At 55.7% G+C, this 14,625-nt stretch carries 14 protein-coding genes and 3 tRNA genes; 7 read left to right on the forward strand and 10 right to left on the reverse strand.

What is annotated here, in order from left to right:
• Window positions 1–73 precede the first annotated feature (73 nt).
• The 7 genes from LKK40_RS02115 to trmB form a co-directional block, all read right to left on the reverse strand.
• Window positions 74–667: a hypothetical protein gene (locus tag LKK40_RS02115; RefSeq protein ID WP_304308776.1), complete on the reverse strand. Its 594-nt coding sequence runs from the start codon at window positions 665–667 to the stop codon at window positions 74–76.
• 98 nt (window positions 668–765) lie between these two features.
• Window positions 766–1,953, reverse strand: coding sequence for an XRE family transcriptional regulator (locus LKK40_RS02120; RefSeq protein WP_304308778.1), 1,188 nt, complete (start codon window positions 1,951–1,953; stop codon window positions 766–768).
• Complete coding sequence (locus LKK40_RS02125) at window positions 1,925–2,602, reverse strand: hypothetical protein (RefSeq protein ID WP_304308780.1); 678 nt, start codon at window positions 2,600–2,602, stop codon at window positions 1,925–1,927. The genes LKK40_RS02120 and LKK40_RS02125 overlap by 29 nt, the downstream gene beginning before the upstream one ends.
• A 232-nt stretch (window positions 2,603–2,834) precedes the next feature.
• Window positions 2,835–4,208, reverse strand: coding sequence for an FAD-dependent oxidoreductase (locus tag LKK40_RS02130; RefSeq protein ID WP_304308782.1), 1,374 nt, complete (start codon window positions 4,206–4,208; stop codon window positions 2,835–2,837).
• Between the two features lie 348 nt (window positions 4,209–4,556).
• Entirely contained in the window at window positions 4,557–4,685 is a 129-nt protein-coding gene (locus tag LKK40_RS02135) for a hypothetical protein (protein WP_304308784.1), read from the reverse strand.
• A 222-nt stretch (window positions 4,686–4,907) separates the two neighbouring features.
• Window positions 4,908–4,979, reverse strand: a tRNA-Glu gene (locus tag LKK40_RS02140).
• A gap of 211 nt (window positions 4,980–5,190) precedes the next feature.
• Window positions 5,191–6,111 (reverse strand): tRNA (guanosine(46)-N7)-methyltransferase TrmB, encoded by a 921-nt coding sequence (trmB, locus tag LKK40_RS02145; protein ID WP_434735107.1) that lies wholly within the window; start codon window positions 6,109–6,111, stop codon window positions 5,191–5,193.
• A gap of 580 nt (window positions 6,112–6,691) precedes the next feature.
• Here trmB and galE point away from each other — a divergent pair.
• From galE to LKK40_RS02170, 5 genes are all read left to right on the forward strand, one after another.
• A complete protein-coding gene (gene galE / locus LKK40_RS02150; protein WP_304308788.1) occupies window positions 6,692–7,702 on the forward strand; it encodes a UDP-glucose 4-epimerase GalE in 1,011 nt (336 codons plus the stop codon).
• A 634-nt stretch (window positions 7,703–8,336) separates the two neighbouring features.
• Entirely contained in the window at window positions 8,337–9,095 is a 759-nt protein-coding gene (locus LKK40_RS02155) for a DUF4190 domain-containing protein (protein WP_304308790.1), read from the forward strand.
• A 175-nt stretch (window positions 9,096–9,270) separates the two neighbouring features.
• A tRNA-Asp gene (locus tag LKK40_RS02160) sits at window positions 9,271–9,344 on the forward strand.
• 46 nt (window positions 9,345–9,390) lie between these two features.
• Window positions 9,391–9,466 (forward strand) — tRNA-Phe (locus LKK40_RS02165).
• Between the two features lie 174 nt (window positions 9,467–9,640).
• Window positions 9,641–10,534 carry a hypothetical protein gene (locus LKK40_RS02170; protein WP_304308792.1) on the forward strand — a complete coding sequence of 298 codons (894 nt, stop codon included), beginning with the start codon at window positions 9,641–9,643 and terminating at the stop codon, window positions 10,532–10,534.
• A 290-nt stretch (window positions 10,535–10,824) separates the two neighbouring features.
• Here the strand turns inward: LKK40_RS02170 and LKK40_RS02175 are convergent, their stop codons facing one another.
• On the reverse strand, window positions 10,825–12,276 hold the full coding sequence (locus LKK40_RS02175) for an MFS transporter (protein WP_304308794.1): 1,452 nt from the start codon (window positions 12,274–12,276) through the stop codon (window positions 10,825–10,827).
• 412 nt (window positions 12,277–12,688) lie between these two features.
• On the opposite strand from LKK40_RS02175, the gene LKK40_RS02180 reads away from it, so the two are divergent.
• Both LKK40_RS02180 and LKK40_RS02185 read left to right on the forward strand, forming a co-directional pair.
• Complete coding sequence (locus tag LKK40_RS02180) at window positions 12,689–12,865, forward strand: YHS domain-containing protein (protein WP_152581031.1); 177 nt, start codon at window positions 12,689–12,691, stop codon at window positions 12,863–12,865.
• A 157-nt stretch (window positions 12,866–13,022) separates the two neighbouring features.
• Entirely contained in the window at window positions 13,023–13,385 is a 363-nt protein-coding gene (locus LKK40_RS02185) for a YccF domain-containing protein (protein WP_304308797.1), read from the forward strand.
• 18 nt (window positions 13,386–13,403) lie between these two features.
• On the opposite strand, the gene LKK40_RS02190 is transcribed toward LKK40_RS02185, so the two are convergent.
• The gene (locus tag LKK40_RS02190) at window positions 13,404–13,925 is read right to left on the reverse strand and encodes a low molecular weight protein-tyrosine-phosphatase (RefSeq protein WP_304308799.1); all 522 of its coding nucleotides are present in this window, start codon (window positions 13,923–13,925) and stop codon (window positions 13,404–13,406) included.
• On the reverse strand, window positions 13,922–14,590 hold the full coding sequence (locus LKK40_RS02195; protein ID WP_304308955.1) for a dihydrofolate reductase: 669 nt from the start codon (window positions 14,588–14,590) through the stop codon (window positions 13,922–13,924). The genes LKK40_RS02190 and LKK40_RS02195 overlap by 4 nt, the downstream gene beginning before the upstream one ends.
• Window positions 14,591–14,625 lie beyond the last annotated feature (35 nt).

Below are 14,625 nucleotides of genomic sequence, written 5' to 3' on the forward strand. Positions count from 1 at the left end.
AACTATTTGGCGGGTTATAGGCTTTTGTACTTATAACCGTATTGGGCTGAGATACCCACCCTGTTAAATGACCCTATTTCAGCTTTCTAAGAATTTCAGCAGCTTTGCTCCGAGATTCATTCTCTGCGGATTCGTGTTTATTTTTAATCGATGGAACTACCTCAATAATTTCGTTTCCTGATATGAACATTTTTGTAAGTTCATTGATAAAAACGGATTCATCAAGCGGATTCTGCTTCGGCTCTGGGTTAGCTGACGAGACAAGATTTTTAGCATATAACTCAAGTTCAGGAAATTGCACAGAAATCCTAAACATGACACGCTCAGCCTCTTTGACACATCCGCTATGTTCCTTCTCGGCAAAAGCAATATCTTGGTCGTAATTATCCAGTGCCATTTGGTTCCCATAATCTTGGGTGCCAGAAGTTGTTTTCTTATATTCCAGCTTCTCCAAATAACTTTGGTATAAGTTAATTGAGTCTTCCCATAAAGTGGAGCACGTGTCATTTAACTTCTCGATAAGAATCTTTATTTCTTTTCTAGAGGTCTCTCTTGTTGAGTTTTTTATTTCAACCCACTTTGGAATGACAGAACACAAAATAGCTATTGCACCAGTAATGATTGCCGAAATTGCAGATGCCAAAAGCGTTATAACACTTTGATCCATATTGATCAGACTTCCTGTCTCTCTTCATAACTTTTTTTGAGTTCGTAACAATCAAAAACTGAAAGGTGCCCATGAAGTACGCCGTAAATTTCTTGTCCTCATTGCTTTTTATTAATCCTAAGTCCCAACTCAGGCCGCTTCGTAAAACTATCAGCGTCATCTTGGACAGATAACAAGTCTGTATTCTTCTTAGTCACGCCCATCAGATTGCCGAACGACAGATCATGAAGTTCATCAGTCCAAAGACCGGTCTCCTCACTGATTGTCGTAGTTGAGATACCGTTGCTCTGATTAGTTTTCGCAATGAAGCGGAATATTTTGGACTGCTCCAATTTAATACCGTCTGGCTCGCCTGAACGGAACCCTTTGGCTGTCAAATTTGAGCACATTGCCCGATAGTCCCAATCGCTGAGTCTGCCCAATTCATGAGCGCGCCGTGCCATCGCCATCGCCGAGACTTTAAAGTACCGCTTTGCCTCAAGAATCTGATTGAGCGACGCATGAGAAGAAATCATGGATTTGACCCTGCGCTCAGGCATCAGCAGATTGGCCGCGAAGGAATGAGCCTCAGACTCTATATCGCGCCTCGCGCCGGAAACTGCCAATTCGTCCAATGCAGGTTCGTGCATCATCAAGTGCCCAATCTCATGCGCTATATCAAAACGAACTCGCTCAGCGGTTTTCTGCAAGTCAACCGCCACATATGGATTACCTTCGAACACAAAGCTAAATGCGTCAACTTCCTTGCCCACCGATGGCAAACTGAACAAGCGAATGCCATGAGCTTCGGCAAGAGCAGTCATATCAGGCAAAGCATTCTCACCATATCCCCAGTCGCCGCGCAAAGCATACGCAGCCTCCTGAGGAGACATATGAGCCCCATCTTCCACTGGAAGATCAGACTCGGGAAGACGAAAGTGATCAGTTACCCAACGAAACAGCAACAATGCATTCCGGCCATGCCCGACAGCGGATTTACGCTGCCTAACCGTGGATTTACGTACCGAACGGAACCAGACCTGTGTATCGGAAAGCTCTTCTATTTCCGGATCATGCGGATGAACGATGAAATACGAAGGGCGAACATCCAAAGCCAGTGACAACTCTCGTGCCTGAGATTCTGGCGCGCCATCGTTTTCATAATTGGCAATGGTCCGCGGTGTCACACCGAGCAATCCCGCAAGCTGAGACTTGCTCAGACAAGCCGTTTCACGCGCACAACGAACACGCTCAGGGTTTAAAAGAACACGTTGCTGCTCATCGTACGGAAATGGGGACGTTGACATCTCCATCCTCGTCTTGTTCTCCACTATCGTCACCCTTTATAATCTGGTCGTTCATATCGACATCTTCCAACACAAGCCGTTTGCGCCATCCAGTGATTTTCCCGTCTTCCGTAACGCCCTCCGGATTTGACACTTCGAGGCGTACCACGTTTCCCTCCCTGCGATACACAATCAACCATAATGTGGGGTCCATCGACCTGTCAGTAAAATCCGTATAGCTCAGTTCAAGCCGCTCAGGAAAGCTTCCCTGTTGAATCTCAAGCATCGTGACAACACCCAAAGGCTTTTTCAGATACAGGGAAGATTTGATATCCGCTGTCCCAGCACCACCTTGAACGAATGCAAGACCAAGTCCATCGCTCCGGTACATGCGCGGAGCGGTGTGGTTGTCGCCTTTCTGATTCGCCGTCCACTCATCCATCACATCCACCGCAGTGCGAATCTCAGCAATGAATGTGTGGTAAAAGATAGAACCCTGACCGCTCTTCTGAGAATGCCAATCATCGGCTTCATTCGCCACTCTCAGTGCAGTTAGCGCAGCACCTCGAATAATCTCATCGGAAAATCCGAAAATGCGCTCAAACTCATTCTTGGACGGTTGCCCAGCAATATTCCTCGCATTTCCGTAATAATCCTGCATCAGCGACATGAAGAAACCTCTCAATAATGTTTGAAACCAGAAATTCTTTTACATAACTGTATCACGGTTTGGAATACTGGCAACTACAAACGTCGAGAGGTTTTCAAGAGCGATTGATCCCAACGGCAACCGTAAGCAACACGTAACATCCGGACTCGTGCATTTAACCTACCACAGGCCGAATGCACGAGTTCCGTCAGCAAACGACAAGCGCCATGCCGTGCCTATTCTGCAATCAAACTCAAGCGCAAACTAAGGCTCTGTCAGCCTGCTGTGCGGCGACGTTGATGATGTTCCAGGGGCGGTCGAAGCCGGGCTGGAAGAAGAAGTCGGCGTAGGCCAGGTCTTGCACGGTGGCGTGCAGCTGGATGGCGAGCGCGATCGTGTTGATGTTGGCGGTGGTGTTCTGAGTGCTCATAATCTGGGCGCCGAGCACGCGGCCATCTTCGGGCGCGTAGGTCAGCTTGAAGTAGACGGGGGCGTTGCCTGCGCTATCAGGAACGAATGGCGGGCGGTAGAGGTCTCCGACGAAGACGGATTTCGCGGTGACGCCGTAATCCGAGGCCGTGTCCTCCTTGATGCCGGTGGAAGCGAACTTGTACTCGAACACGGACAGCGCCGACGAGCCGGATACCGGGGTGAACGATACGTCTTCGCCGAGCGCGTTCCGCGCGGCGATTCTGCCTTGCCTGCGGGCGTTGGTGGCCAGCGCGATATGCGCCTTGCCGCCGGTCGGGGCGAAACGGACTTCGGTGGCGTCGCCGACCGCATATATATCGGCTGCGCTTGTCGCCTGATGATCGTCCACGACGATCAAACCGTGCTCGTCGCGCTCCACCACGCCGTCGAGCCAATCGGTGTTGGCGCGCACGCCGGCCGACTCGATGACCAGATCCGCCGGATACGTTGCCTTATCGGTGACGACTCGCGCAATCTTGCCGTCAACACCTTCGAAACGCTGCACGCGCTGACCGGTGGCTGGCGTGATGCCGTGCTCGCTGAGCGTGTCGGCGAGGATATCGGTGAACTCGGAATCCAGATATGCGGCCAGCACTCTAGGCTGCATCTCGATAACGGTGACGCGCTTGCCCGCCTTGGCGAACACTTCGGCGGCCTCGATGCCGATGTAGCCCGCGCCGATAATCACCACGTCGTTGATGTCCGGATTGACCGTGGCCGCCTTGAGCTTGATGGCCCAATCCCGGCCGCGCATCGCATAGATATTCGCCAGATCATTGCCCTCGACAGGGATGCTGGCCGGCACCGCACCCGGGCTGAGGATGAGCCTGTCATAGGACTCGTCGCGCTCGTCGCCTGTGGCGTGGTCGACGACATGCACGCTATGCCGCGTCGCAGCCACCGAAACGACCTCCTGCTGTGTGAACACATGCACGCCTTTGGCGCTCTCGCCCTCCTCGGTGGCGTACCTGACCGAATTGACGTCCTTGACGACGCCCTCAAGATACAGTTGCATGCCGCACGAGAGGAAGGACAGGAACGACCCCTTCTCATACCATTGAATCTCGGCGTCCGGGGCATCCTGCAGCACCTGCTGCACAGCCTCGTACCCGCCATGCGATGACCCGACAACGATGATCTTCTTCGGTTCGCTCATATAAGAACCTCTCCTACTATATTTATTGTTGTATTCTGTATTTTCTCTGTTTGATTTGTCTGATTTGTCTGTCATGCGTCTGCTATTTCTGCTATTCGCCTGCCATGACTCTGCCATGACTCTCGCAGTTCCAGCCGTCGCAGGCACCGCAGGCAGGGACCGCTTTTGCGCACAGACTGCTGCAACCGGCAAGCGCCGTCGCCCGCAGCCATATCTGTTCATGCAGCCGGAAACATACTGTCATCGGCTGCGCACTATGTTGTATTATCCTGCGGCAAATCACCGAATCAATGCGATGATCCCAGAGCAATTGCCACACCTTTCACGGTAGCCAAAGTTTCGCATTAGTCAATGCGAGAATGGCTTGACGATGTCCCTCGGGCTCGTCGGATGCCGGTCTGCAGCCTTGCGCTGATTCATGAAAGCCTGCACGCGACTTCCACGCCACGCCAGCCGACGCAATTTCGTTTCTTCCATGAGCGAAAGCCCTTGACTGCATTCCGTGCAGGTATACGATTCCTTGATATCTTTCACTTCTTGAGAAATGTCATTAAGGCATTCGCCGACGCTAAAGAACCGAGGCGACTGCTGCGTGGAGCGCACTAATCAAATACGCAGTCCAAGAACTCGAAAACAATCCACAGACATTGCCGCAGAAAGCCATGGATTGTTTTTATGATGCCCGATAAAGGACTTAAGTACCCCCTGAGAGAGTCGAACTCTCGTTGTCAGATTGAAAGTCTGGTGTCCTAACCGTTAGACGAAGGGGGCTAACAAACTCGCCTATCTTACATAATTGCACAGTCAGGCGCAAGACGGCGTGTTGCCATTACATATGCGTCAACAAGCGCCCCTATCATCCCCGCATTCAACAAAGCCGTCAAGCACACCGTCGCTCCGGAGTTCGCAGCTACAGTGCCAATGTTGTCGCCCGCTCGCCTTATCTCATTACGCAATGGGTATCACTCATATCCGCATCCCGTCACACCGCCCGATACGCGAAATCATGGATTACGCGGCCTGCTGTGACGCCTTTCTTCTCGAAGTTGGTCAGCACACGGCCCTCGAATCTCAGTGACTCGGCGAATTCGGCATGCGGCAGACTCATGGCTTCGCCAGCGTTTCCCTTGCCGACATGTTCGAGCGGCAGACTGACCGTAGCGCCGCCCAGGTTTTCGAAATCGACACGATTATCCATGACCTCGTGCACGTGCAGCGCGTAGTCCTCGATGTCGGTGGCGATGCGCCACACGCCCCCGGCCACCAGCGTGCGATGAATCTGCGCAGCCAGCTCATCCTGCACGATGCGACGCTTGTGGTGGCGCATCTTGGGCCAAGGGTCAGGGAAGAAAGTCCAGACCTCGCCAATCAAGCCATCGTCCGCCGCCGCAAAGAACTCCGGGGCATTGACTTGGGCGATACGCAGATTGGCTAGATCGCGCTTGCCCGCGAGCAGCATCGTATGCGCCACGCCGGGATCGTAGACCTCAAGCGCGAGGAAATTGGTCTCCGGATTCCCCTGCGCCGCAGCGACGACGTTCTCGCCTTGTCCGGTGCCGATTTCAACAATCAGCGGATGCGCATTGCCCCAATTGTCGCGCACGAAATCCTCATCGATGCGCAGCCCTTCGCGCACCGACAGCGAGCCGGGAGCTTGGTTGACATCAAGCAGGTAGCGGTCATGATAATGATTCCACGCCCGCTGCAGGCGGTCGTCAAGTCGCCCCGAACGACGCACGAAGGACAGTACCGGACGGGCCGGGAAGCGCTGTGCCGTTCCGTCTGCGGTCGTTGACCCAATGCGCTCCAACGCGATGGCTGAGCCGCCAAGCCCGGTTTCCGCACCGTCGGCAGCGTCATTCGCACCGCTTGCAGCCGGCACGCCATTCGATGCGTTCGCCATGCTGGATTCGCTGCCCATTCCCGATTCACTCATACCGTCCATTTATAGAGGAAGCGCTGGAACGAGCTTCTCGGCAATGTGGTTTAAGCGACCGTCTGCGCGCCACGAAAAGGTACTGCGTAGATAGGCCATATAAATGTGCCACGTAGACGGTCATGCCCCTTTTGTGACGCTAGTCCACACTTCACCGTCACGAAAGGAGTATTGCCTTCCCGATGATGCCCCTTTTGTGACGCTAACCTGCCAGTTAGCGTCACAAAAGGGGCAAACCCTGGCAACCCTGTCTTGAATATGACACTTGCTCCCGCTAATTGTCATGTTCAAGACATGGTTCTACGCACTCTGTCTTGAACATGACACCAGACCCCGGCTAACGTCACATTCAAGACAGAGTCCCAAAAATGGCAATGGCCGCTCAATCCAAGAGCGGGGCTACGGTTGGATTGGCTTTTGCACATTCGTGCGTTCGTGCTATAGTCAAAGTGTACATAAAGTAACAAAATAGTTCATAAGCGAACAATCTCGATAATATTCGATAGTATCGGGCATTGTCATTACTTATCATCAAGGAAGGTCAGACATGACAGTTCTCGTTACCGGCGGGTGCGGCTACATCGGCGCGCACGTCGTCCACGCGCTCCATGAGGCGGGGCAGAAAGTCGTCGTAGTTGACGATTTGAGCTACGGCAAGCCGACGCGCATCGAAGGCGCGCGCCTGTACGGCATGGATATCGCAGCTCCTGAGGCCGGCGAGCGCCTCGCACAGATCCTGCGCGATGAAGAGGTCGACGCGGTCATTCATTTCGCCGCGCGCAAGCAGGTGGGCGAGTCCGTGGAGAAGCCGCTGTGGTACTACCAGCAGAATCTGAACGGCATGCTCAACGTGCTCACCGGCATGGTCGGCGCGGACGTGAAGAAGCTCGTGTTCTCCTCCTCGGCTGCGACCTACGGCGTTCCGCCGGTCGACGTGGTGCCCGAGGACGTGGTGCCAATGCTGCCGATCAACCCGTACGGCCAGACCAAGCTCTTCGGCGAGTGGATGGCCCGCGCCTGCGAGGAGCGCTACGGCATCCGCTTCTGCGCGCTGCGCTACTTCAATGTGGCCGGCTGCGGCCCGGTCGAGCTTGAGGATCCCGCGATCCTGAACCTCATCCCGATGCTGCTTGACAAGCTCAGCCAAGGCAAGGCGCCGGCCATCTTCGGCGACGACTACCCCACCGAGGACGGCACCTGCGTGCGCGACTACATTCACGTCGCCGATCTGGCCGACGCGCACATCGCCGCGCTGCACTATCTTGAGCGCGACGAACGCAAGTACGACGCCTTCAACGTCGGCACGGGCGAAGGCACTTCGGTACGTCAAATCGTCGACGAACTGCGCAATGTCACCGGCCTGCCGTTCAAGGAAGCTATCAAGCCACGCCGCGCCGGCGACCCGCCGCACCTGATCGGTTCGCCTAAGCGCATCAACGAGGAGATGGGCTGGCACGCGCAGTACGGCGTGCACGACATCGTGCAGTCCGCATGGGACGCATGGCAGGCCAATCCGGAGCATCACATCGACGTGGAGCGCTGGTCGCAGGAGGGCTGAGATTCCTGCAAGCGCTTTGACTGCCTTCGCGGCTAGAAACTAGGATGGTGGCCCCACGCAGGCGAACTGCGTGGGGCCACCATCATTCATTAGGTGGATTACTAGGCAACGGTGCCTACACGGAGCTGCGCAGCGCATTCCCATCTAGGCAGAACTGGCGAAATTCCAGCGATTTCACAGAAGGCACAGTAGCCGCATACTTTCGCAAAGGCCTAATGAACGAAAAAAGAATCTAACGAGTGCTTTTGGCGGCATCGCATGCGACAGTCTGTTATCTCCGGCCGTTAGATGTCGTTCATTAGGTTCTTTTTTCGCTCATTAGGCCCTTCGTAAAGTAGACGACACTTTCAGCATTCGGCACTTTGGCGTAATACCGCGGATTCTGAGCATCAGTGCACAGTTGCCAAAGGCCGTGCGGATGCACGATTTCTTGAAATCCGCCTAATGAAAATCCGCAAAGAAGATCGAAGCCAGGCACACAGGCAAATAACGCAATATGTAAGCGCTAAACAGGCCCCGCAAGCCATCCGCAACCACATGGCAGACACTCGCTCAGACAAGCCCAGACAAGAAGAACCCGCAATCAGAACTCAGACGCTCGGCGCGTTTCATGCGTGGCGCGTAGACTCGAAGCATGACCGGTTACAACCCAACTCCAACGCCTCAGCAGCCTGCTGGCCCCGATTCCGGCCAGCAGAATCCCAACATGCTCAATCCCAACATGCCGACTCCCAACACCACACCACAGCCAGGGCAGCAGCAGTCGAGACCTCAGCAGAACGGTTACGCGCAGGCCCCGTCTCCGCAAACCCCGTATCCACAGACCCCATACCCGAATCAGACTCCTTATCCGCCGCAAAACCCCTACGCCCAGCAGGGCCAAGGCGGCAATCAGCAAAGCGGTTATGCGCCATACACGCAAACACCCCCGCAGCGCAATGGCTATGCGCCCGGGCAGCCTTACCCGCCGCAGGGCGTGTACTACCCACCAATCGAACAGCCCTGGAACGCCTTGTGCATCGCCGGGTTCGTCATGTCCTTCGTTTTCGCGCCAGTAGGGCTAGTGCTCTCCATCATCGCTCTCGTGCAAATCAACAGAAGCGGGGAGAAAAGCAAGGGCATGTCGATTGCCGGCATCATCGTAGGCGCAATCAGCACAGTGATGGCGATTGGCGTGCTGATTGCCATCGTCATGGTTGCCAATAACATCGACAACTATTACGTACCCGATGGCGGCAGTTCGTGCATTCCCGGTGACGACACCTGCGACAACGCCGATCAGGAAAATCAGAACACCGGCGGCTCCTACGGCAACGCAACCGAAACTGCATGGAGCGGTACTGTTTCGCAGGACGTCGAGTGGAGCATCGTCGATTTGCAAAACCTGCGATAGGGCGCGGCAGACCGGACCTTAGGTCGTCGCAGCACCTCTGAACGTTGCAAAATCAAGCGTTACGATATGTTGTCGCAACGCTTGCGGCAACGTGACACGCGAAGACACACCGGTACTTGCGCCGGATTGATATCTGAGTAATATAGCTACTCGGCTGCTTGAAAGGGCAAGCCACGGCCCCGTAGCTCAGTTGGTTAGAGCGCCGCCCTGTCACGGCGGAGGTCACCGGTTCAAGTCCGGCCGGGGTCGCTGGGATGATTGAAGACCCGGTACAGCCGGGTTTTTGATTATTCATGGCTCTGTAGCTCAGTTGGTAGAGCGAGCGACTGAAAATCGCTAGGTCAGCGGATCGATGCCGCTCGGAGCCACCACATAGAACCCCTCACCTATTGGAAACATTGAGCTGAGGGGTTTTATAGTTTTTGCTGACCCTGAGTTCTCGCAGCGCGCATCTTCAGGTCCCTTGATCCGTCATAAAATAAAAACACTAAATTTACAGATATTTTCTGAAATGGCGTGTATCCAATACAGACTATTCTGGAATCATGGTGAAAACATGGTGGGTCTGTCAAAATACGACAATTAATGGTCACATTCCAACAGAGGTAGTGTGGTCTCCTCATTCCAAGCCGAATGAAGCTGACGATCAATGGCATTGGAAGACTATGTGGGAGGTGAAGCCAGGCGATATCATATTGCACTATAGCAATCAGTACATAACAGCCATAAGCACAGCACTGACAACCGCGAGGCCTGCATCAAACCCATACGAGGATGGTTCCAATTCCTGGGACATCAGCGGAAAACGAATAGAGGTAGATATCCATCGTTTGGATGCGCCCATACCGAAGTCAGAAATCCCGCTCATTGCTCGGCAGCACGCCTTTGAGAACCACGGCCCGTTCCAACAAACCGGGAAAAGAGTCAAACAAGGTTATTTTTTCCCGGTTCCTAACGAACTCTGGGAAGCTATCCAAAATCTGTGCTTCAACGACATCAAAGAAAGTGTGGAAAACCAAGACCAGATAAGCTTCAACGGGTCATCCGACATTGAGGCGGTCGTGAAGGGACGCAGGGAACAGACTCAACTACGCGCCCGTCTGCTTCATGGGGAGCAGACGGGGATCTGTGGAATTTGCGGTCGTCGTCTACCAAGCAGATACCTTCATGCTGCACACATCAAGCCACGTGCAGCTGCCACCGAATTAGAAAGACATGATCCGAATATTGCCATGCTTGACTGTGTATTGGGATGCGACGAAGCTTTTGAATGTGGTGACATTCAAGTGGATTTACAAGGCCATATCATGCTCTCTGAGCCCGATAACTCGTTCCTACAAGAAACTTTTGGGACGCTGGTAGGCAAAAAAGCTCCGGCCTTCAACAAGAATACTGCGCAATATTTTGCTGCGAAACATGACATGCACAGCAAACGATGAAAATCAGAAACAAGAAATGGCAAATCCGACCCCAATCAGGAGAAGCTTGTGGCAATTCATTGCATACTTCAGTAGCATATGGAAATTCTAAAAAATAAACTCTCGTTCAGCGGATCGATGCCGCTCGGAGCCACCACATAAAACCTCTTCAACCCTTAGAAATATCGGGCTGAGGAGGTTTCGCGTTTCTCTGCTCGGCGTGTGATACCATGCCGGAATCATGGAAAAGGGCCGTAAAGGGGCCACATTCACTAATAGAGGGTGGGCACAGTCATTCAAACCACATCCCATCACACCTCATGCAGGGTTACGAATCGCTCGCGTATCTTACGCAGTGCGGCTGGCAATGTAATGCTGAACCCGATCAGGCCGATGGCCCAGACCGGATACTGTATGAGCGTGGCGACGCGCATGGCGTGGCTCGTGTAGGCGCTCGGGTCGGAGGCGCCTTGCATGTCGAGCAGCGCGCCGACGCCGAGCAGCACGATGGCTGAGGAGATGAAACCGCCGGTGTTGGCGAATCCGGTGGCCGAGCCGATGCTATTGATGGCATTGCCGTCGCGGGCGAAATCCAGAGCGATATTCGCGCATGGCCCGCCGCTCGCCAACGCGACAATCAGCAATCCCAGCAGAATGGCGTGATGCGGCCCGGGAATCAGCAGAATCAGCGTCCACAGCAAGATCTGCGAACCAACGGAAATGTATACCATAACCGCCCTGCCATAGAGCGGATGGATGCCTGCCAAGCGACCGAGCACGATGGCCCAGACCACATTGAGCACCATGCCGACGGCCAGGTACGAGCTGGCCTGTCCGGGCGAGAAATGCTCGACCGCGATGAGGAAGGGCACGCCCCACAGCTGATTGAGCATGTTGCTGGGGAACCAGGTTGCGGAATGTATCCAGAATCCGCACCAAGTCGCCGGCGACTTGAGCGCGCCGAGCAGGTTCCGCCACCCTGCCGCGAAACTCCCGCGCTTCCGGGCGCGAGAACCGCTGCGCCATTGCGGAGTGTCGTGCGCGCCCATGATCACGCCGATGGCTATCACCACCCCGATCGCGGCCACGAGCAGAAAGGCGCGCTCCCAGCCGGCAAGATGCAGCAGCCACGCAAAAGGATAGAGGGATATGAGCTGGCCCACGCCGCCTACCTGCCCAGTGAGCTGGTTCATCAGCGGCAACTGGCGCAGCGGAAACCATGCGGCGACCAGCCGGATGACCGAGATGAACACCAGCGCATCCCCGCCGCCGACGAAGGCTCGGCCCAGCACTGCGAACGGGATGCTCGGGCTCAGCGCGACCAGGCACTGTCCCACCGACATGAGCAGACAGCCCGCGCCAATCAGCCGTTTCGCGCCGTATGAGTCCAGCAGGATGCCGGCGGGAATCTGCATGGCGGCGTACACCAGCAGCTGCAAGTACACGAAGGACGACAGCGCCGCGCTGCTGACGCCGAAATGCTGCGCCGCGACGATGCCCGACGCCGCGAACGAGGATCGGCATGTGATCGCGAACACATACCCAGCCATGCCCAGGCCCCACATCGTGTAGGCCTGACGCCGGGAAATGCCCTTGCCTCGGCTGGGACCGCTGCCGTTGCCCTTGCTGACGATGGTGCCGTTGCCGACGTTGACTGTGCTGATGGTGTCAGTGTTACTGGTGCTGACATTGACGTCGCTATCGTCCGTCGTCGCATTCGATGGCAGTTCCGAAATCTCGTGGTTCGTTTTGGCAATACGCATACTTCAGATACCTGTTCGTTTCCCCTGTTTCACAGGCCGTGCCTCCGTTCGCACGCGAGGGCGCACTGCCCGCATTGCTGACTCGCCATCATCGCGCCACAATCAATCGCCGCAGCGACTCAGTCCTTGATCTCAGTCCACGATCGGAGCGCGATTGACGCAACACAATGATTCGCTACATAGCATAGCCCACGTCGATTACGCCTGACTCCCCAGCTTTTGCGAAAGCCGTATGGATAACTCATCTTTCTATAATCGGTCATGCGGATTAATCTCGGCAATGTTCCGATTGCGCTTTTCGCATCGGCAAAATACGCGCCGACGTTTAGAGTGGAGCGCACGGGCATACCGTCCGTCCGGCGGCACGCATAACAGTGCCGCGCGGTATGGCAAATGTGGAAGGAAGAGTCATATGGCTGAGACAACGAAAACCGTGTATTGCGCGGTGATGACGTCGGAGGAAGTCGATCCTCAGGAGGCGGAAGCCAAGGGTCTGTTCCGCGATTACGAAGGAAAGCGCTACTATTTCTGCTGCCCCGGCTGCCTGCCTAAGTTCGACGCCGATCCGGCCAAGTACGCCATCGCCTGATTCGGGTGAATGCTTGAATGACCTGCGTGGTCTGCGGCACCCGTAGCGGCGCTGCAGGCTGCGCAGCCGGTTTCGGCTGCTTCGTCCCTTTCATCCGGTACGGTCGAATCAGAAGAAACGGCAAGACGGCCACCATATACCAGATAGGCGAAATATCATGCGACTACTCGGCAACATCCTGTGGATCATCCTGGGCGGGTTGGTGCTCGCGGCGTCGTGGGCGATCGTCGGGCTGATTCTGTGCGTCACCATCATCGGCATCCCGCTGGGGATTCAGGCCTTCAAGATGGCAGGGCTGACGCTCACGCCCTTCGGCAAGCATGTGGAATACAACGGCGGCGCGGGGTCGCTGCTGCTGAACATCATCTGGATCATTCTCGTCGGATGGTGGCTTGCCATTGGCTATGTGGCGGCCGGCGTAGCGAACATGATCACGATTATCGGCATACCTTTCGGCATCCAGTCCTTCAAAATGGCCAAACTTGCGCTCATGCCCTTCGGCGCGACGGTCATTGGATAGCCCCACGCCTGCGCTGCGCTAGAGCTGCAGCTTGACCCAATCGACGATGTACGGCGCGACTTCCTCAATCTGGTCGATGGCGATTTCGAAATCCTTGGGACCGCCGTACCACGGGTCGACCAAGTCGATCTTGTCCTCGCGGCCCGCCGGCGGCGTGGGCAGATTCGGGTCGAAGCTGCGGTACAGATGCACCTGCGAGCGCTTGCCGCTGGGAATCTGGCGCATCAGCGAACGCATATGCGCGGCTGTCATGGGCAGGAAAAGGTCGGTTCGCTCAATCTCATCGCGGGTAATGCGGTGCGCATAGTGATGCGCGGGAATCGCATAGCCGCGCTGGCGCAGCACACGCACAGCCCTGGGGTCGATGGGATGGCTTTCCTCTTCATCGCTCACGCCGGTGGATTCGACCTCCACCTGATCACCGAGACCGGCGCTTTCGAACTGCTCACGCAGGATGATTTCGGCCATCGGCGAACGGCAGATGTTCCCCGTGCACACGGTCGTTACGGTGTAACGCTGCTGCTTGCTGTCGTCGCTCACTCGCCCTGTTCTCCCTTTTCCAAGGTCAGGAAGCGGTAACGCCGCACTGAACCTTCGACCTTTTTCGGCGTGCGCCATTCGCTCTTTTCGGAGACATGCCACTGGCCTGTCTGCACTAAGGCGTCCATGTCCGGCGCGTAGGCGTCGGCGTCGACTTGCGCATCGATCTGCGTGATGTAGGCCTTGTTGGCGAAGGGCAGCATCGCCTGGTATATCTGCGCACCGCCGATAACCCAGATCTCGCTGCGGTCCAGACCATCATCGGGGATGGCCTCCTGCCGCGCGAGGTCGAGCGCGGTCTCAAGATCGCTGACGACGGTCGCGCCCGGCGCACGGTACGAATGGTCGCCCGACACGACGAAATTGTCGCGGTTGGGCAGCGGGCGGAAACGCGCATCGAGCGATTCCCACGTTTTGCGGCCCATGATGACCGGATGGGAGACAGTAAGCTCCTTGAACCGACGCATGTCTTCGGCCAAATGCCAGGGCATCGCCCCCTTGAATCCGATAGCGCCCGGGCGGCCGTCGTTGCCGCTCGCCTGCGCCCAGATGAGATTCACCGAGAAGGTCTTGACGATATCGTCACCCCACTCCTCCGGCTCATGCAGCCCGGCAATACCGGGCTCGGGTTCGTGATAGCCACTGCGGCTACTGTCATGCTCCATTTCATCCACTCCTTGGAAGGAAATTGACTGGGTCA

The sequence above is a fragment of the Bifidobacterium tibiigranuli genome, assembly GCF_022655035.1.
Taxonomy (GTDB): domain Bacteria; phylum Actinomycetota; class Actinomycetes; order Actinomycetales; family Bifidobacteriaceae; genus Bifidobacterium; species Bifidobacterium tibiigranuli_A.